General features: G+C 41.0%; 24 protein-coding genes. 16 read left to right on the forward strand and 8 right to left on the reverse strand.

Annotation, left to right across the window (positions count from 1 at the left end; all coding sequences use genetic code 11):
- Positions 1-58 precede the first annotated feature (58 nt).
- Positions 59-769 (reverse strand): purine-nucleoside phosphorylase, encoded by a 711-nt coding sequence (gene deoD, locus R7P69_RS01870; RefSeq protein ID WP_005375140.1) that lies wholly within the window; start codon positions 767-769, stop codon positions 59-61.
- A gap of 398 nt (positions 770-1,167) precedes the next feature.
- On the opposite strand from deoD, the gene R7P69_RS01875 reads away from it, so the two are divergent.
- The 4 genes from R7P69_RS01875 to R7P69_RS01890 are packed head-to-tail and all read left to right on the forward strand — an operon-like array spanning position 1,168 to position 5,279.
- Positions 1,168-2,118 carry a YbgA family protein gene (locus tag R7P69_RS01875; protein ID WP_005375141.1) on the forward strand — a complete coding sequence of 317 codons (951 nt, stop codon included), beginning with the start codon at positions 1,168-1,170 and terminating at the stop codon, positions 2,116-2,118.
- Entirely contained in the window at positions 2,108-2,908 is an 801-nt protein-coding gene (locus R7P69_RS01880) for a MerR family transcriptional regulator (protein WP_005375142.1), read from the forward strand. Before R7P69_RS01875 ends, R7P69_RS01880 begins: the two co-directional genes overlap by 11 nt.
- 22 nt (positions 2,909-2,930) lie before the next feature.
- Positions 2,931-4,346, forward strand: coding sequence for a deoxyribodipyrimidine photo-lyase (gene phrB / locus R7P69_RS01885; RefSeq protein WP_047104510.1), 1,416 nt, complete (start codon positions 2,931-2,933; stop codon positions 4,344-4,346).
- Between the two features lie 6 nt (positions 4,347-4,352).
- Positions 4,353-5,279 (forward strand): L,D-transpeptidase family protein, encoded by a 927-nt coding sequence (locus R7P69_RS01890; RefSeq protein ID WP_025768560.1) that lies wholly within the window; start codon positions 4,353-4,355, stop codon positions 5,277-5,279.
- Positions 5,280-5,469: 190 nt separating this feature from the next.
- On the opposite strand, the gene R7P69_RS01895 is transcribed toward R7P69_RS01890, so the two are convergent.
- The 5 genes from R7P69_RS01895 to R7P69_RS01915 form a co-directional block, all read right to left on the reverse strand.
- On the reverse strand, positions 5,470-6,519 hold the full coding sequence (locus R7P69_RS01895; RefSeq protein ID WP_318121247.1) for a tyrosine-type recombinase/integrase: 1,050 nt from the start codon (positions 6,517-6,519) through the stop codon (positions 5,470-5,472).
- A gap of 23 nt (positions 6,520-6,542) precedes the next feature.
- Positions 6,543-8,504, reverse strand: coding sequence for a hypothetical protein (locus R7P69_RS01900; protein WP_318121249.1), 1,962 nt, complete (start codon positions 8,502-8,504; stop codon positions 6,543-6,545).
- Complete coding sequence (locus R7P69_RS01905) at positions 8,492-9,013, reverse strand: hypothetical protein (RefSeq protein WP_318121250.1); 522 nt, start codon at positions 9,011-9,013, stop codon at positions 8,492-8,494. The genes R7P69_RS01900 and R7P69_RS01905 overlap by 13 nt, the downstream gene beginning before the upstream one ends.
- A 3-nt stretch (positions 9,014-9,016) precedes the next feature.
- Positions 9,017-10,288: a hypothetical protein gene (locus R7P69_RS01910; protein WP_318121252.1), complete on the reverse strand. Its 1,272-nt coding sequence runs from the start codon at positions 10,286-10,288 to the stop codon at positions 9,017-9,019.
- Between the two features lie 106 nt (positions 10,289-10,394).
- Entirely contained in the window at positions 10,395-11,003 is a 609-nt protein-coding gene (locus tag R7P69_RS01915) for a phage repressor protein CI (RefSeq protein WP_318121253.1), read from the reverse strand.
- 191 nt (positions 11,004-11,194) lie between these two features.
- On the opposite strand from R7P69_RS01915, the gene R7P69_RS01920 reads away from it, so the two are divergent.
- The 10 genes from R7P69_RS01920 (at position 11,195) to R7P69_RS01965 (ending at position 15,808) form a co-directional block, all read left to right on the forward strand.
- A complete protein-coding gene (locus R7P69_RS01920; protein WP_031856859.1) occupies positions 11,195-11,395 on the forward strand; it encodes a hypothetical protein in 201 nt (66 codons plus the stop codon).
- Positions 11,392-11,538 (forward strand): hypothetical protein, encoded by a 147-nt coding sequence (locus R7P69_RS01925; RefSeq protein ID WP_318121255.1) that lies wholly within the window; start codon positions 11,392-11,394, stop codon positions 11,536-11,538. The genes R7P69_RS01920 and R7P69_RS01925 overlap by 4 nt, the downstream gene beginning before the upstream one ends.
- 9 nt (positions 11,539-11,547) lie before the next feature.
- The gene (locus R7P69_RS01930; RefSeq protein ID WP_318121257.1) at positions 11,548-12,087 is read left to right on the forward strand and encodes a phage regulatory CII family protein; all 540 of its coding nucleotides are present in this window, start codon (positions 11,548-11,550) and stop codon (positions 12,085-12,087) included.
- A 9-nt stretch (positions 12,088-12,096) separates the two neighbouring features.
- On the forward strand, positions 12,097-12,432 hold the full coding sequence (locus tag R7P69_RS01935) for a hypothetical protein (protein ID WP_318121259.1): 336 nt from the start codon (positions 12,097-12,099) through the stop codon (positions 12,430-12,432).
- A 62-nt stretch (positions 12,433-12,494) separates the two neighbouring features.
- A complete protein-coding gene (locus R7P69_RS01940) occupies positions 12,495-12,782 on the forward strand; it encodes a hypothetical protein (protein ID WP_318121260.1) in 288 nt (95 codons plus the stop codon).
- A complete protein-coding gene (locus tag R7P69_RS01945; RefSeq protein WP_318121261.1) occupies positions 12,779-13,000 on the forward strand; it encodes a hypothetical protein in 222 nt (73 codons plus the stop codon). Before R7P69_RS01940 ends, R7P69_RS01945 begins: the two co-directional genes overlap by 4 nt.
- Positions 12,982-13,209 carry a hypothetical protein gene (locus R7P69_RS01950; protein WP_054576243.1) on the forward strand — a complete coding sequence of 76 codons (228 nt, stop codon included), beginning with the start codon at positions 12,982-12,984 and terminating at the stop codon, positions 13,207-13,209. The genes R7P69_RS01945 and R7P69_RS01950 overlap by 19 nt, the downstream gene beginning before the upstream one ends.
- Positions 13,206-13,445: a hypothetical protein gene (locus R7P69_RS01955; RefSeq protein WP_318121263.1), complete on the forward strand. Its 240-nt coding sequence runs from the start codon at positions 13,206-13,208 to the stop codon at positions 13,443-13,445. The genes R7P69_RS01950 and R7P69_RS01955 overlap by 4 nt, the downstream gene beginning before the upstream one ends.
- On the forward strand, positions 13,432-15,519 hold the full coding sequence (locus R7P69_RS01960) for a hypothetical protein (protein ID WP_318121264.1): 2,088 nt from the start codon (positions 13,432-13,434) through the stop codon (positions 15,517-15,519). Before R7P69_RS01955 ends, R7P69_RS01960 begins: the two co-directional genes overlap by 14 nt.
- A 67-nt stretch (positions 15,520-15,586) precedes the next feature.
- Complete coding sequence (locus tag R7P69_RS01965) at positions 15,587-15,808, forward strand: hypothetical protein (protein WP_225461317.1); 222 nt, start codon at positions 15,587-15,589, stop codon at positions 15,806-15,808.
- Positions 15,809-15,973: 165 nt separating this feature from the next.
- Here R7P69_RS01965 and R7P69_RS01970 read toward each other — a convergent pair whose 3' ends face one another.
- Positions 15,974-16,375 carry a hypothetical protein gene (locus tag R7P69_RS01970; protein WP_225461316.1) on the reverse strand — a complete coding sequence of 134 codons (402 nt, stop codon included), beginning with the start codon at positions 16,373-16,375 and terminating at the stop codon, positions 15,974-15,976.
- Positions 16,375-17,154 carry a hypothetical protein gene (locus tag R7P69_RS01975; RefSeq protein WP_225461315.1) on the reverse strand — a complete coding sequence of 260 codons (780 nt, stop codon included), beginning with the start codon at positions 17,152-17,154 and terminating at the stop codon, positions 16,375-16,377. Before R7P69_RS01975 ends, R7P69_RS01970 begins: the two co-directional genes overlap by 1 nt.
- A gap of 511 nt (positions 17,155-17,665) precedes the next feature.
- Between R7P69_RS01975 and R7P69_RS01980 the strand changes: the two genes are divergently transcribed.
- Entirely contained in the window at positions 17,666-17,905 is a 240-nt protein-coding gene (locus R7P69_RS01980) for a hypothetical protein (RefSeq protein ID WP_318121266.1), read from the forward strand.
- Positions 17,893-18,264: a hypothetical protein gene (locus tag R7P69_RS01985; protein WP_318121267.1), complete on the forward strand. Its 372-nt coding sequence runs from the start codon at positions 17,893-17,895 to the stop codon at positions 18,262-18,264. The genes R7P69_RS01980 and R7P69_RS01985 overlap by 13 nt, the downstream gene beginning before the upstream one ends.
- The last annotated feature ends 227 nt before the right edge of the window (positions 18,265-18,491 follow it).

Below are 18,491 nucleotides of genomic sequence, written 5' to 3' on the forward strand. Positions count from 1 at the left end.
GGGATAATTCGGGCAGCCAGCATAACTCTGGCTGCAAATTATTACTTACTATTTGTTCTTAGATGTTGATTGCAGTTTCTAGTGCAACTTTCATCATGTCGTTGAACGACTTCTGACGCTCTTCTGAGCTTAGTTTTTCACCACGGATGATGTGGTCAGAAACTGTCAGGATAGTCAGTGCTTTCGCGCCTAGGTCAGCTGCTACGCCGTAGATACCAGCCGCTTCCATGTCTACACCTAGGATGCCTAGTTTTTCCATCTTCTCGAAGATGTCTGCTTCTGGTGTGTAGAACAGGTCTGCAGAGAATACGTTACCTACTTTTACAGGCACTTCCTGAGCGCGCGCTTGGTTAACTGCTTCTTCTAGAAGACCGTAATCAGCGATTGCTGCGAAATCGTGGTTGTTGAAACGGATACGGTTAACTTTAGAGTCTGTAGAAGCACCCATACCGATAACAACGTCCATTAGTTTCACGTCGTCACGTACTGCACCACAGCTACCTACACGGATAACGTTTTTCACGCCGTATTCAGCGATTAGCTCGTGTACGTAGATACAGCAAGACGGGATACCCATGCCGTGGCCCATTACAGAAACTTTTTTGCCTTTATAAGTGCCAGTAAAGCCGAACATGTTGCGAACGTCACAAACTTGTTTCACATCTTCTAGGAACGTTTCAGCGATGTATTTAGCGCGCAACGGGTCGCCTGGCATTAGAACTGTTTCAGCGAAATCACCTGGTTGTGCGTTAATGTGTGGGGTTGCCATAAGTGCTCTCCAAAGTTTTGTTTTGATAAAACGCCTCTATTATAGAACGCTATTACCAATTCTGTTGAACTTGTTCGTTTTCGTTGAGGCAATAATATCGGGACGTACAGTGGCCCCTTGAGAGCTTAGTCACAAAAACCACGCATTTAGAAACTGCAATTACTATTGATAACCAAATCTGTTGAAATCAAAAGAGCAATCGATTTGCTTTTGAGCAGTTTGTCGATTGCGCGCACAAATTCTTTGTTTTTGGGCCAAACTTTTTTCTGACAGCTGGTTGATCGAAATACTTTCGAGTGAAGTAAAACGATTAAATTGTACAACTTATTTTCTTGTACAATTTGGAAAGGCTTGCTATAAGTTATACAACAAAACTTTTTGTATAGGGATGCGTCATCATGGAATCTTCAATCAAAGTAGGTATCAGTTCGTGTGTTTTGGGTGAACGAGTGCGTTTTGACTCTGGTCATAAGGTGAGCAACTTTGTGACTAAAGAGCTCAGCCCGTATTTTGACTTTGTTTCGGTATGCCCTGAAGTCGGCGTAGGTATGCCAGTACCCCGTCCAACAATTCGTCTTGTTTCTAATGAAGAGCGTGTTGCATTGGTTGAAACCAAAAATCCAGAAAATGATCATACCGACAATATGCTCACTTACTCGGCCAATAAAGTAGATGAACTTCAAAGCGAGCAGCTTTGTGGTTACATCGTTTGTGCCAAGTCACCAACTTGTGGCATGGAGCGAGTCAAGGTTTACAGCAAGAACAGTGCTGCGAAAGAAGGTGTTGGCTTGTATACACAAACATTGATGCAAAAAATGCCTTGGTTGCCTGTTGAAGAGGATGGCAGACTTAACGACCCTGTATTGAAAGAAAATTTTATTACTCGAGTATTTTGTCTAAATGACTTTTACGACTCGATGGATGGTGAGCCTACTCGTGGCAAAATCATCGACTTTCATTCGCGCTACAAACTGACGTTAATGGCACACCACCCAGAGTCATACCGATCCCTTGGCCGCTTAGTTGCCGATGTCGCTAATTATGAAATTGAAGACTTTTACCAAGAGTATCGTTTAGGACTGATGAAGGCGTTAACGAATCGGGCTAGCCGCAAAAATAACACAAATGTGTTGATGCATTTACAAGGGTACTTCAAACGCTCACTAACTAAAGAAGAAAAAGAAGAGTTAGCGACAGTGATTCACGACTACCGTATTGGAATGCTGCCTCTGCTAGCACCACTTACGTTGATTAAGCATTACTTAAATACTTACCCAGACGAGTATTTAGCAAAACAGAAGTTTTTAGAACCGTATCCGCAGGAGATGAGATTACGCTATGGTTTGTAGTTCAGAAGAAAAACTATACGCGATCCGAGATGTCGCAGAAATCACGGGTGTAAAACCAGTTACGCTGAGAGCTTGGCAACGAAGATACAACTTGATCCAGCCTCAGCGAACTGAAAAAGGACACAGACTCTATCGCCAGCAAGATCTCGATACGATTCGCGAAGTCCAGAGTTGGCTCGCGAAGGGGATTTCGATTGGTAAAGTTAAGGGGTTGCTAGGAAAAAGCGCCGATGTCGAAGTCAAAAACGAGGTTCGCACACTCGAAGAAGTTGAAAACATGCTGCTTGCGCTGTCTACCCTGAATCGAGGAAAAGCAGAGAGTTTACTTGCCTCTGTTCTTAAAGAGTACCCACTAAAACTCGTTATTGATCAGTTTATTAGCCCAGTATTTGATGCGCTAGATATGGTAAAAGGATCGTTGCGATCCTTGCAGGTGGGGTTATTTCAGACTTGTTTAATCACTCGACTTGCCCTTGTTATCGATTCTGAAAACAAAGCCGCTTCCAAAGGAAAGTGTCTGCTCATTAGCTTTGAACAAAACAGAGAATCTGAGAGTTGGATTCAAGCAGCGAAGCTTTGTGAACAAGGGTATCACACGACTTTGATCGATAAGGTTGATGATGTTTCTGGTCTACTAGATCACGAGGTCATTGAAAATGGTTCGTTTATCTACCTTTTCTCCAATAAAGCACTAGCTGCTAAACAAGTAGCGTCCATCAAAATGCTTCACGCACAGCTAGGTGATCGGATGGGGTGCTCTGAAGTGATAGAGAAATTACACCTAACTTAGTAGACAAAAGATAGGAGCTACCATGATTTTAGTATGGTTTCGACGTGACTTGCGTACGTTAGACCACACGGCACTCAAAGCGGCATTGGATTCAGGTCAGCCTGTCGTCGCTTGCTTTATCGCGACGCCAGAGCAGTGGCGGGAGCATCACATGGCGCCGATGCAGGCAGACCTCATTGCTCGTCGCTTAGCTTGTCTTAACGAGGAGCTTGAAAGCCTTAATATTCCTTTTTTGTACAAAGAGGTGCCGTCGTTTTCCGATTGTACAGATGTGATTAGTGGGTGGGCGGAAACACTTGAAGCCACGTCTGTCATGGCAAACATTCACTATGAGGTGAACGAACGAGAGCTCGACACACAAGTAAGTGAAGCGTTAGCTTCTCACGATATCGAATTTGAACTGTTTCATGACAAATGTGTGCACGCGCCAACGACGGTTCTTAATAAACAAGGCGAATATTTTAAGGTATTTACGCCATTCAAGCGTGCTTGGTTAACGCAGTTCCATATGCCGACGGTAGTAAAACCTCACGAGCAAGCGCCACTCAATAAAAAGGTACTCGAACAATTAGAGTCGGCTCGATTTAATTCAAGCTTCACATTTAGCTATCCTCGAGAATCCAGTGAAGACTGGCTGGCTTCGACTAATGATATTTTGAAGCAGCTTAGGGAATTTGCACGGGAGCGCAGTGACGCGTATCAAAGCGAGCGAGACTTTCCAGCTATTGATGGCACTAGCCAACTGTCTCCATACCTTGCGATTGGCGCGCTATCACCAAGGCAGTGTATTGCTCGTTTGTATGCTGAAAATCAACAAAATGACCTTACAGAAGGGAAAGCAACTTGGCTAAGTGAGATCATTTGGCGTGAGTTTTATCAGCACCTATTGGTTTTCGAACCAAAACTCGTCAAAGGCAAAGGATTTATCGATTGGGAGGATAAAATCCAGTGGTCCTATGATGAGAAGGCCTTTGAGCGATGGAAGACAGGAACAACAGGATACCCAGTCGTTGATGCAGCAATGCGTCAGCTCAATCAAACAGGTTGGATGCACAATCGATTACGTATGATTGTCGCGAGCTTTCTTACCAAGGACTTACATATTGATTGGCGATGGGGAGAAGCGTACTTCATGAGTAAGCTGGTGGACGGCGATTTTGCAGCGAACAATGGTGGCTGGCAATGGTCTGCTTCTACGGGCTGTGACGGGCAGCCATACTTTCGTATTTTCAACCCGATAAGCCAAGGCGAAAAGTTCGATGCTAATGGTGAATTTGTGCGCCACTGGGTACCAGAAATCAAAAGTGTACCGAACAAATACATCCATAAACCTTGGACTTGGGAGGGCTTTTCTTTACTGGAATATCACAAGCCGATGGTTGATCACAAGACAGAAAGAGAGATAACCTTACAGCTCTTTAAAAGTGCCAAGGAATAGAGTGAAATGCTTAGCAAAAAGCGATCAATGAGTTTCGCAAAACGTACCCTGCTATCTGTGTCGTTATCTTTAGTGAGTGGTCTATCATTCGCTAAGATGTACGAATTACCAGAGGATGGAAGCCGTTTAATTGGTCGCCTTGAAAACCACGTCGTGCAAGAAGGCGAAACCATGGCAAATATCGCTAAGCTCTACGATGTGGGTATGCTAGGTTTAATGGCCGCAAACAAAGGCGTGGATCCCTTCTTACCAGAAGAGGGGCATGTTCTTACTATTCCGACACAGCTAATCCTCCCAGACGTACCTTATAAAGGTATCGTTATTAATCTAGCCGAGCTGCGCTTATATTACTTTCCGAAAGGAGAGGATATTGTCCATGTATTTCCTGTCGGAATTGGCCGAATAGGGCGCGATACCCCAGTAATGACAACGCGTATCAGCCAAAAACGACCGAACCCTACATGGACTCCTCCAGCCTCTATTCGTGCCGAGTACAAAGCAAAGGGCATTGACCTACCAGCCGTTGTTCCTGCGGGGCCTGATAATCCACTTGGTATGTTTGCATTGCGTTTAGCTTACGGGAATGGCGAATACCTAATTCATGGTACCAACAAGGACTTTGGGATTGGTATGCGGGTCAGCGCGGGTTGTATTCGTATGGACCCAAGTGACATTGAGTGGTTATTTGACAAGGTTCGTAACGGTGAAGACGTTAACATCATTAACCAGCCTATCAAAATGACACTTGAGCCTGACAGAAGTGTGTTCTTAGAAGCACATGAGCCTTTGACTCGTAGTAATGGCGAGAAAGATGAACTCAAAGTGCCGAAAGAGTTAAAGTGGTGGTTGGATGAATTCGGTATGAAAAACGTGAAGGCTAAAGCAGCAATCGCTGCACAGAATGGGGTTCCTATCGAAATAACCGCGCCTTAACGGGCGTTAAGACGCGGTATTAAATCTTACTTAGTGTAATCAATAGCTATTCCCACAACCCAGTGAAGTCAAGGATTTTCGAGCTATTTCAATGTCTTGCAAAATATCCATTTCGCCAATGCTATTCAATATTCATCAATATTAAGAAAATTTGCCGCCATTTTGTCGCCATTTCTCTCTGAAATAATGGCTACAGTCCCAAGCTCGAAATAGGGTTCAACTCAGCCGCCTGGATAAGGTGATCTGGTGAAAAATGGGAATAGCGCATGGTCATTTTGATATCACTGTGACCAAGGATTTTTTGCAGTACGAGAATATTTCCTCCGGCCTCCATAAATCGACTCGCGAAGGTATGACGAAACACGTGGGTATTTTGACCATCCGGTAAGTCTGGAAATGTCCGATTTACGATATAGGCAATGCCATGAAGGCAGTTTTTAAACAACTTGTCCTTTTCTCCCGTTCGCTCAAACTCCATCAGTTCGTTATAAAGCTTTTCTGTGATTGGAACGGTACGGTTCTTTTTGCTCTTGGTATCAAGAAATGTGATCTTGTATTTCGTAATCTGTGAAAGACGGAGGTTATTCGCTTCTGAAATTCGTGCTCCTGTCGATAAGCAAATTTTGCAGACCAGTTCGAACTCTTTGGCTCGTTTACTTTTGCTGATCCTATCGAAGAGCGTAGTAATATCTTCATTTGAGAAGAAGCCCATTTCAGATTCAGTTACAGGGATCTGTTTAACGCTGGTAAGTGGGTTTGGTTGAGTCCACTCTCCAAGGGAAGTGAGTTCATTGAAAACCGCACGCAGATATCTTAAGTCGAGATTATTGGTAGGCGCAGATATCACTTTGCCTGCAGTAGTCTCATCTCCGTATCGGTTTTTTGCCTTTCGGCTAGAGCGCCAATGAACAAAGTCTTTTGCAGTGAACTTGATTGCAAACGGGTTCCCCAGTTCTTCAACAATGGTGCAGAGGCGAGGGTAAACTTTTTCAGCGGATTTCAGGTGCTGGCCGTGAAGCTTGTGCCAGAGTTCGACTAAGTCTTGAAGTGTGCGCAAGTCCTTCCTGTCACCAAGCCAGGGCTTATCATCGACTTCTTTCATCAGAAATTTTTCGTAAGCGACCGCCTCGCCTTTGGTGGCGAAGCGCTTACGTTTTCTGGCCCCGTTCCGGCCCTGCGGATAACATTCGCAAAGCCAAGGTTTTGGGTGTCCACTATCTTCGATTTTTCTGACACTCATAACATACTCTCTCGATATGCGAACTAAGTGCGAAGTTTCAAAAGCTTGGTTGTTTTATTAGGTAAATACAACTTTCTATATTCAATAAAGTCTTTAGGGTATTTGCCTAGACCTGTTGATAAAATAATCTGGTACGAACCAGTGAGATCTCTAAATTGTTCGAAACAAGGTATAAGGTTGTCTATTTCGATCCCTGCGGTGTCCGGAGTATCTATTAACAAAAATTTGGGGAACATAACAGAAGGGTCAGTAAGCGACATTTTCAACAATGTTAAATAGTACATTAATCTGACAGAAACTTTTGAACTTGCTTCTTTATAGTAGCCACCATTAATTATTGGCATATAGTTATCTGAACTGATTTTTGCAGATCTGCACTCTTGTAATGATTCACTCATTAACTGGTTATATATTTTGTTGAAATGCTTTATTTTCCCTTTCATATCGAGTTCAGCTTGGGATTCGTAAATCTTTCTTTTCGAAGATGCGTTATCAAATTTCTCCTTTAGCCTGTCAGATTCTTTAATTAATCCTAATAACTTTTCTTCCATAGTAAGACTTTGGTTCAATTTTGAAATTTGGTCTTTTAAATCAAAGATGGAAGAATCAATTTCTTGTAAAGATGTCAAAGGTGATACTTTTCCTGAAGCCTCTATTTTTTCATTTATAAGTTCGCTTACTATTTGTGTTTTATGTTTAGAAGCAAAGATTCTATCTTTTAGTTGTTCAAGTTCTGACTTGCAATTTTCATAGGCAGCACGAATTGTTTCTCGTGATTTAACACGAGACTTCAAAATGTCTATATATTCATTTGATGTATATGTGAATCTTTCAAACCTCAACGGATCAATAGGGCTTCCACAAATACAGTGATTCTCTTCAACTTCAACTTCTTCAAGGCAGTACGGACAAGTCTTTGAGTTAAATAGAGAAAGACTGTCATGAGTGTGGATGATTTTTTCTATATTTTTAACATCTTGGTTTCTATGTTTTATTAGCTGCTTTAAATCTGCGAGCTCATTTAGGAGCCTTAATTTGGCACGCTCCATGTCGATATTTTCCTGTTCTATTCTTGATACTTCTTCTTTCAGTTCATTGATTTCTGTTAATGGTATTTTTTCTGGCGTTGACTGATTTGTTAGCTCATTTCTTTTATCTATATGCTTAGATAAAGATAATTCCTTTTTCTCAATTTCACTTCTAATAGCATCGACATTTTTTATATCAGTGTTTCCGGATAATTCGTTCAAGCTATCAACTAGCTTTGTGTACTCTTCTGATACACTTTTGGCTACATTATATTCTTTTTCCGCTTCTCTCTCGTCAGTTATTCCAGCATAGAGTTCGGAGTATTTATTGCCCAATAGAAGCTCAAAAATTGCTTTTCTTATAAGTTCTGAGTCAGTTACAAAATTAGACTTATGATCTAGTGGCTTATATATGCCGCTAGGATCTGGTAGTTGATTGTGATATATCAATCTAAGCAAGTCTGAAAAGTTGAACTTAAAAGTAGTATTTCCTTGATATAAGCTAACAACTTCAATCCCTAATTCATCAAGTATCCAGTCAGAAAAAATTAAATTTTCATTATCATGATTAGAACTTCTATATATATTATATACGCGAGTAGATTCAGGTATTATTTCCGGGCTAAAGAAAGGAATATCCTTATTTATAATATATTCAGCTACTAGTATTTCATTTTTTGATATTTGACGATGAAGTAAATAATTTTTTTCATCAATCGATATGTAAAGCTCTGCATGATTATTAGTATCATATGCTATTTGTTCGTGTGGTTCATCGGATCTCTTATCAAAATATTTTACTTTTCCACCTAGACAAAAATATATTAAGCTATTAAATGTTGTTTTTCCTGTCCCATTATCTGCTTCAATAAGAATAATATTTGAGTCAAAAATTTCTGATTCAAAGTAGTACTTATCACCAAAGTAATTTATTTTATTAATTCTTAAACTTGCCATGTTTTAACACCATTATTTTTATAAACTCTTTCAATGAATGTGTCTAAAGAAAGGGCAGTGATTCGTTCCACCGATGATTTTAGTTTTTTTATTTTTTCGTAATCAGGTTTAAATGATTTTTTGTCAAAGAAATCTTTTGGGATGTTTTTTTTGTTTAGTGATAAGTCGAGGGTATCCAAATTTTTACTTTTTTTTATAAATATTAACTCTTTTTTTTCTAATGTTATTAGTAAAGAATTAAATCTACTTATTTGAGTTATACCATCTTTATACGAATCAAACAAAATGTCTTGTTCTTGTTTAGAAGAACCAAATTTCATCGATCTTATGATTGAATCAAAAGTGTTGTTGTCACTCAATAATAAGATAATGAATAATAATTTACGACTATCCTTAAAATAATTATCATCCTTCTTACCAAGTTGGTCTAGTGTAATTAATATCCAAAAACACATGTAATAAGGATCGTCATTAGAGTTGAACATAAGGCGCTTTTTAATGGTATCCATATTTTAAACCTCATCTAGAGCGATAAAACACTCATCAAATAGATCATAGATTATGTTCGCGATGACTTCTTTACTTGATACTTTGTATGTATAGTCAGTTTTCAAAGATTCGACAGCTGTCTCAGATTCTTTTAACATTGTACTTACAGCTTCAATGATTTCATCTTGTGTATAGCTACTTTTAGTATTCAGAGCCAAATACTCTTCACATGCCAAAAATACTCTATATTTGAGAGATAAAAAAGACTTTCCACTGTTAGCGTCTATTTTTACAGTACAAGCTTTTCGTGAATAAACACCTAAAAGTTTTTTTGAAAAAGTTGGGCAAACAGATAATAATTTTTCAGATAAAGTACGTTTGTCTATAATCTGAATTGATTCTTCATTGTATTTTTCCCATGATGGGTCTAAAAGTTCTACAGCGATATTTGTCTCGGCATCTTTAAATACCATTTTTATATCTGAACCAAATAGGAATTTATTTGAAAAAACCTTATCGTTCTGTCTTTCATCAAGCAGCTCCATAAGTTCTGAAAAGATTGTCTCTTCTTTACCTTCGTTATTTATATTCGATAGATAACATGTTCTTATCAGCTGGAGAACGGTTGCTTTTAGAGCATCTATATCTTCATCACCAAAATGCCAGTAAATCTGATTTAAAAAATCTTTAGCTTCTTCAATGGTCAAGCTTTTAAGGCGAGAATAATAAGAATTTTCTAATCTTTGTTTCTGTCTTTCTAATTCTTCCTGATATTTTTCCGATGTTGGGTTAGGGGCTTTATAGTATTGGTTTAAATACTCTTCGAGTATTGTTGCTTTAAAATATTTAAATGTTTCTTCATCTAAATCCTCACCATCTGAAAATGTTTTTAGAATTGATTTTGCGGGAGGTTTAAGAGTATTTCCTTCAAAGCTGACACTTTTCTTTTCTTTACCAATAGTTGCGGTTGTGTAAAAGCCTAGTTTTACGTTGTCACTGGATTTCCAACGTTGGAAATAGATATCAAAAAAGCTGACCAGTGTATTTTTTACTGCATCGTGCTGCAAGGTAAAAGCACTGTTGTCATAAGCCTTCAATTCTTCGATTCTGTCATCGTTGCTAGTAGCAGAGACTACAGTATGGTGGATATCTTCAACAACCTCGATAGCCGTGTAAAACAACTGTTTTTCATTTTTCATGACTTCTTCGATCATTAACTTAATTGCGCGGATTTTTTGTAACCTAAACCCTTTGGTTTTATCCGATGCACTGCGCTCGATTGTATTTTTAGCCATTATCTCCTAACCGCTACACTTGTTTTTTTTTCTATAATAGAAGGCTATTACTTAATTATTATCTGATTGAAGATCTGAAGTCGCGATGGGAGTTAACCCTAACTCGTCACTTCTTCTTCATTTCCATAGCCACACGACCAAGCACTTTTATATCTTCTTCGGATACTTCAATCGTTGAATTGCCAAAAGCAATTGCCAATTTTTTACCTGGTAAGCGCTGTAAATAGTTAATCGAAAGGCGGCCGTCTATATCAATCAGGTAATCACCTGATACTGGGTCAGTCGATTCTTTGTTTATGTAGTAAAGACCTGAGTCATCTTCAATCACTTGAGTTAGAGATGGTTTTAGACCAAAGCGGTCTAAAGTCACAAGGTCAAGAACTGTGTTACCTGCTTCAACAAGAGTCCCGTCATTTAATTTGAATATCTGAAGTTCTTGAGATGTAAGTGTATTCGACCCTTTATTTTCGAAAGGTTCGCCTTCCCCAAGAGCCATGTAGCGAACAGACGCTCCTGTAGCTAAATGTTCTCTGATTATTAACTCAAATCCGGTTCGATTATGAGTGTGCCATGTGGAGAACGTTGAGTTAGGTACACCGTAGCGATCGCTCATTAACTCATAAGTCTTACAACCAGTTACCTTTTTGAGCTTTTCAGTGAAATCTCGACCGCCAAGATAGTCAAAAGCGGGGATTTTTGCTTTAAGTCTGCTCATAAGAAAAAATTTCCCTATTCAAATAGGTGATTAAATTGCGTCGGATCACGTTAACAGGTTTATTTTCTCTAATGAGTAAATAAATTTTGCAAATAAGAAAAAATGATCGTACGCTTTTCACATACACAAAGATGGCTAACCAATCTCACTCAATCGCCATCAAATAAACACAAACAAGTAGGATACCACTTATGGCAAGTATTCAAATAGCGGTTGACGCACCTTTTTGTACTAAAAAAGAGTTTATTCGTCGTACTGGTTGGTCTTCGTCTTCCCTTGACCGCGCAATCTCTGCTGGCGAAATCCCTGTCCTAGAAAAAAAAGGCAAAAGCGGCAGCGTTCTCATTAACTTAGTCAAGCTTTACCAACGCGCAGCGGAGCAACAAGTATGAGCTTCGCTGTCCTACCTCAAACCAAACTCACCCAGCAAGATGCGATGAGTGAGTCTTGGGAAGATAAATATCCGAACAAGTGCCCACTCTGGATAAATATCCTTGACTGGGCATTCGTTTTCGTACCTTTCTTCTTTATTTGAGTATTAGTTATGGACGCAAATAACTCAATGTGCGGATTACGTGAACGCAAACAACAAGCTTTTGATGCGGCTTGCTGTGATTTTGTCGTCAATCACGATATAGAAGCGATTGCTAGAAAGCTAGAACTTAGCGGGACAATGCTTCGTAACATGCTGAACCCGAACCAACCGCACGTGCTTAAACCTGTTGTCCTTGCTTACATCAGTCGTGTTTCTGGTGATTACTCAATCGTAAATACGTTATTTGCCGGTGATGGGGTGGTCACTATCCCACTTCCAAAAGCAGAAGATGATCTGAACCTGTTTGAGCGATTTCTAAAATTAAACACCCATTCCGGTGAGCTTTCTAGCGATGCGTTGGCAATGTACACCGCAGAGCGTTTACCGCGATCTCGTAAGCGTAAAACCCTTGCTAAAGCTCAAGCGGCTTTAGGCAATTTGGTTTTGCTTATCAATGACCTTGAAAATCGCACCACAGGCTTACAGCCATTAATGCAAATGAGCACAGATTTCCTTGCCAACGGTGCGCCACTTCCAGGTTTAGCCTAAGGAGCAATCATGAGTCAGTTAGCTATTCAACAAGAACAACAAAAGCAAACACCCAAAGCCAGTGAGAGCATTGCCGCTTGTAAAGCATTGTTCAATGGTTCCGCTACTCGCGGCAAGTTGAAAAAATTGTGGGACGCTATGCCACCGCGTTTTCGCGGTATGGTTTTAGTCGCCGGTGATCTGAAAGCCTCGGAGCATGTGCGAGAGTTTGAAAGCTTTAATGATTTGGAGCTTCAAAAAATCCGTAGCGGCATGCAACAGATTAAAGAAATCGCGACGTTGTTCGATTGCAATCTTGGTGACGTTCGACGCCTCAAGCATTACCAATTCAGTAGCACCCATTAATTCTCCAAGCCTTTGCCCCTTAACAGGGAACTTTTTTTCGTCTTAGCGTAGGAGCATAAAAGATGAATCTAAATGAAGTCGCAAACAAGCTCGCGATCCAAACAACTATTAATAGTCTGTTCGCTTTGGCGTTGGATAGCTCAGATGTCATCAGTATTCGTATCGAGTACTCATCAAAAATGAGCCTTCTCAACGTGATTGTGTTTGATGAGAACACAACGAATCACGCTCACAACGTTGTATTGATTGATAAAGAGCGTGCGCTAGAAGAACTACTGCATATTGAAGACTACCTGATTGAACGCATTGCTTTTCGTCGTGATGCAGTTGAAGCGGAGGATGCCGCATGAGAAATAGTTCGAGTGAAGCCAGCCAGTTAATTGAAATGTTGAAAGACCGATTGGAAGAGTGTTGTGACTGCATCGAAGCTGGCTATGAGATTACGCGTTCTGCCGGATACACGACTATTGATGCAGAGTTAACGGTGGAAGGCGGGCGCTCTTTTATTGATGAGGCGAGTCGCTACTTAGAAGAACAGGAGCGTGCGTCATGCAATACGCCGCAATAATGCTTTGCCCAGATGGCGGCATCATCCGCCATGAAGACACGAAAGAAGTCGCCAATGTAATGGTTGGCGACTTCGACTCACTAGACCAAGCGATCGAACAAGCGTGTGTATCCCTCAGTTGCACTCATTTAACCAAAGGCGTTTTGAGCAAAGGCAATGGGAAAGGCGGCTTTATGTTGGTAACGACCCAAGAACTGGAGGCGGTATGAAAAATAGAAGGCTCACTTCAGTTAGTGTCGGTGATGATGTCATTCAAATTTTGGAAGGACGAACAAAAACATATGAAAAGTGTGCTATTGCATATTTTGCTGGGCCGGAAGGATGGGGCATAACCATGACTATTCGACTCGAAGAGGTCGAAGGTTTTCTGAAGTCTCCTGATACACAGAGACTATTCGTTAAGTTTTCGAAAGAAAAATTAGGGATAGAATATGAATCAGTCTGATCTTCTCTATATCGGTGGGGCAGTGATGCCCCTGGACCGAATCAAAAATAATGACGCCAGCTACAATGCTGGTTTTTTAGGTTCCAAAATTTACTCAGACCAAGAACAAGCACTTCTAGATAGTGGAATGGTCAAAAAAATAGCGATATATGACCGCGTTCCCAACCGAAAGTCTAAGAGAGAACGAGATCTTCAAGAGCGAACTGACTTCTATAAATCGGTAAATTATCTCTCGGAACACGACCGCGAAGCGGCGGCGAGAATCGCCGAAGAGTATAGGCTAGTCAAAGGGCGCAAAAGTCCGACAGAGAAATTTCGCCACAGAAAAGACAAGCAAATTAGGCAATTGATGAGCCTGAGCAAGTCTTTACGTCCTAAAAGTATCATCAGCAATGCCGACGCCAACTTCAGCCATGATGCATTGTATGAAACGAACGAGCGCTCTAAACCTGCCATTCTCAATCAGAATGGCAAACGAGGGCAAGGCGAACCTAAAAAAATTCCTATTTCAATGCAGCTAATGCATCGGTCTTGGAATGAAACTTATAAGTTTCAGGCAGTAACCGAAACGTCATCTAGTGCTGCGCCAGCAGAAAACAGTGGTGAAAGGTTCTCAGAAAAGCTGACGTCCCGTTCAGTTTCTAAAATATTTGATTCAGGGGCTTACACTGCAGCTTGCCACGGTGGTTTCTCTACTTTTCTGACGCTGACTTTCACCAAGGCACAACGGATGGCCATATTCGGTGGAATGTTGGATGGAAGTGAGTGTGTAAGCATGGGGTCGCATCACCCCATAATCTATAAGCGCAACATGGTGACAGTACATCCCAAGCGTGGCGAAAAGAAAGTTGACCAACCAATCACTGATATTGGTGGAGAATACTGGCTATTTCCAACCTTAGATAGTAAGCGTATTAAAGCTATGAATCAGGGTAGTGTCATAGCCGGGCCGTATTGCGATCTTAAACAAAAGCCCAAGCAAGAGTTCTCGATGGAAAAAACCTTAGAGACAACGATAGGTAAAGAAGTCTCTCGTTTTCTTGATGGCGCAAAGAAAATGTATCAACGCGGCTGGGTTGCGGATCATACCATCCAAGTTGATAACGACAGTGGACGAAAGTACTGTGATTTATCCCAGGATAAAGTTGCTAAATATGTTCAACCTAGCGATGTTGGCCCGACCAACTTGCCTGCTGATTTCCATTACATATGGGTAGCCGAGTGTCCAGCCAATGAAGATGGAGAGCCTAATCCACACGTTCACATTTTGCTACGTTGGACAGTGCCAGAGCATCTATTTAGTCCTTGGGCTAAGCGACTTGAAAAGATATGGGGGCATGGGTTTGCGAAATTAGAGCGAATCAAAAAGCCAAAAGCCGCCGGTTCTTACATTATCAAAGCAGTCGGTTATGCCGCGAAAGGTGAAAATGCTGACCAAGGGCTAATCAAGGGAAATCGATACAATATCGCGAAGTGTTCAAGAGCTCCTGCTTGGGAGACCCTTGCTTCGTTTGAAGCAGGCAATATGACTGCAATTATCAAGGAGCTCGGTTATAAGCTGGAGCAATGGAAGAAGCCAATCAAGCGTCAAATTAGCAATCTAAAAGCGGCGAAAGCTCAAACCATTAAAGCGAAGTCGATAGCAAAGCAGCAGAGTAAGCCAGAGGACTATCAAAACCGTCTGTGCCAACGAATCATCCGTTTGGAGAAACAAGCGGAAAAGCTTAACAAAACTATTAAAGAACGCGGTGTGCATGTGAGCTCAACGAATCGTTTTTGCATTACGTTCGAGGGTGAAGACGCAAAACAAAAGGTGGACGACTTCCTGTTTTGGGCTGCTGGTGCTAGGGGGTGGGCATTACAGTGTCGTGATATTGATTTGAGTGATGTAAAGCACAATGCTGATAACTTTTATCAAAGATCATTCGTAAGGTTCAAAGACAATCAGGCATACTGGCATTCGATACTACTTGATGCCGTACAACCCATTGAAATTGATGAAAATGAGGTGTGCTATTGGCAAAGTATTACCGCTGACTATTTGGAAGGGCGGTTTCAACCCATGTTGAGTTAGAGGCGCATATGCCTAAAACCAAGGCTAGGTGCTTAGTAAGTACTTGCTTTAATTTATCGAGAAAACTATGGCTAATTTAAAACTACTAATTACCCTTATCGACATAGAATCAGCGGCAATGATTAAAAAACAGTCGAATCAAAGTACCGCAGCATTACTAGATGACTTTGATGAGGCTTTTAAATATGCTCAGGGACCATTCTCTCAAAATGTTCTAGACCTAGTAGAAGATCTCGACAAGCTAATTGACGGTGTCAAAGAGGTGTATAATCTGTATTTTAAAATTTAGTGCGTCTGTGATGTTAAATCTTGTTTGTTTAGGGCTTGGGCTCAGACACCAATTGGATGTATTTCGAGGGTTGGGACAACTTATTCGCCCAACCAGAAAAGCAAGAGTATCAACAACCTGATCTGTCGACTTTCCCCGATGGGGACGTTTGGCCGCTGATATGACCTATTGGTCGAGAGATGTTACTAAGCCGTCACATTTATCTTTAAGACGAGTTGCAGCGTTAGCAATATCTTCAGCGTGTTCTTTGGTCACTGTAGCCTCAAGTTTGTAGTCAGCAACCACACGCTTGTCTTTGTATTGAGCCAAAACCATAGCTAATGCTTTGAGAGACATATGATTGTGGCGTTCACTGTGTCTCACGTCATGTGACTTTAAGTATGAGATAAGCGAAGCATGTACCCCTTGACCAATAACACTTGGAGGGGCGTTATCAAGTATGGAAAGAACCGAATGGTACATTCCATAATAGCCTTTACTTATGACGTTACGGTACTCGGCCTCGTTTGAAGCCGAGTTTAGTAGGGAATGCGTATGTGCGATAAGTTCGTCAGTTGTCACTGGCATTAGACCGCTCCTCCTGCAACAAGCTCTGGCTTTGAGCTTTCAATGTCGAAGCGAGCCACAATATTACAATCATCCAAACCGCGCTCGACTAACTTTGAGCTAAGTTCCCAGTTTAGGTCGAAAGCTTCATCAACAGAGCATTGCACTTCGAACACTACACTTAAATGATGTGATTCAGGGAGAATGTAGGTCTTTGAATCGACAGGAACAGCAACATCTAATTTTTCAACAACTTCTGATGCAATCATCGACACATCGAGAAGATCTTGAGCTGTAGTGCCAAAGTGCTCTTGAGCTAATGCGAGGTTTTGTTGCTTTATCGCAAGGTTGAGCGACTCAGGTTCTAGATATTCACTTTCAGAAAGATGTGAAAGTAACTTCTCGGTCAATTGATAATCATTGTAAAAGCGACTTGCAACGACCATATTTTCAATAATGACCTCTGGAAAGAGTTCAAAATTAAACTGAGACATTAGATCATACAGCGACTTGGCAGCACCCACATAATTCATAGCCCAGATCGCATTTGCATAGGATGCGAGTTCGCCTGGCTCTGATAAGCGTAATGCTTCTTGAGCGTGGACAAGAGTAAGTTTCTGGTGACGCAAAGAGGTATACAGCAGAGTAAGGACCAAATGCGTATGTGCCGCATCAGGTAAATTTTCTGCTTCTCTCTTATAGTAAGCTTGCTCGAATTCACTTAACACAGTGTCAGAAGCAATAGCTTCCATTAGTGAGTCTAGTAATTCGTTAACTTTAGTCGCGTGTGCTACTTGCAATTTACACCCTTAGATATCTGCGTAGAAAATGTGAGGTACATTTTCTAAGTCATTTTATGACGAGGGATAGGAGTACAAAAAATAATATACACTATTTTTCAGAAACCGGACTATACATCACCCTAAAGTTTCAAACAATCATCACATTGTCAAATCTTAATCAATATGCGTCAATGTTCATCAATATTCTTAGACGTCATTGACTAGTATAGGTCACATCGGCTAACCTACTAGAACACTGGCAAAATCCAGTGCCGGGGATTAGTATCTCGCATTGAACACCTCAGGGTATATATGCGCCATCTTTTGCTGGTTTTTTATATGTATGGCTTCGGCAAATCTAAACATGGTCAATTCGTCTGAGGATTGTGCTATCAAATTATGTTGGGCTGGGCAAGGCAGCTTAGGCTGGCAGTCCTGATTGTGCGGTAGTACCAACCTTATGACTTCAACAGCACTTCCTTTCCAAAACACTCATTTCGACGTTATCGAATACCAATAAAAGCTTTGGTTGACTGCTACTGAGCTAGCGCACGCACTTGGTTACTCTAAGTCAGATGCGGTAACCCAAATTTACGAACGTAATTGTGATGAGTTTTCGTCTGAAATGAACGAGTCCCTCAATTTGAGTGTCTCGGGGAATTTACAAAAAACAGTTCGTATTTTCTCACTCAGAGGGGCACATTTAGTAGTCGCTATGTTTAGTCGAGCTAAAGTGGCTAAACGATTTAGAAAAGGGTGCTTGATGTAATCGAAAAAGAATCTTCTCAGCCTGTCGCTATTTTTCCTCCTCAATCAACGCTACAACTCTCAAAGCACACCTACCCAAATTTTTACGACTCTGGCTGGATACCGGCTCACTATCAACGCTGCCAATCTGAAACCCATTGGACATACCACAACAAATTCAATGTAAGGCCAAGAGGCGGTAAGTTCTCAGCCACCTTTGAATTGGGTATCGGTTGCAAAGGACAAGCGCAACCGAATTTCTCATCAAGTGGTTCGCAGTTTGTCGACAGCAACTTCTATTTGGAATATCGAGATTTGAACGAGCTTTGGGACTATATCTCTAAAGTGTTAGCAAAGTATGGAGCGATAAGTCCGTTTTAATGTGACTTTTGTTGTTTTTTTTAGTGCAATTTTATGTAATTAAAGAAAAGGAATTTTCATTTATCCACAACATAATTAAGGTGGGTTGAAACGACGGTTATCCACAGCCGTCGTTTTTTTTCGTCTATTGACAGCGAATCTGCTTTTCGCAACTATAAATACACCCTCCTTCTTTATCCCTTACCACTCATTCTTTTTATTAAGCACCATTGCGCCTTTTTCAAATC

Source organism: Vibrio sp. 661 (assembly GCF_033339315.1).
Taxonomy (GTDB): domain Bacteria; phylum Pseudomonadota; class Gammaproteobacteria; order Enterobacterales; family Vibrionaceae; genus Vibrio; species Vibrio alginolyticus.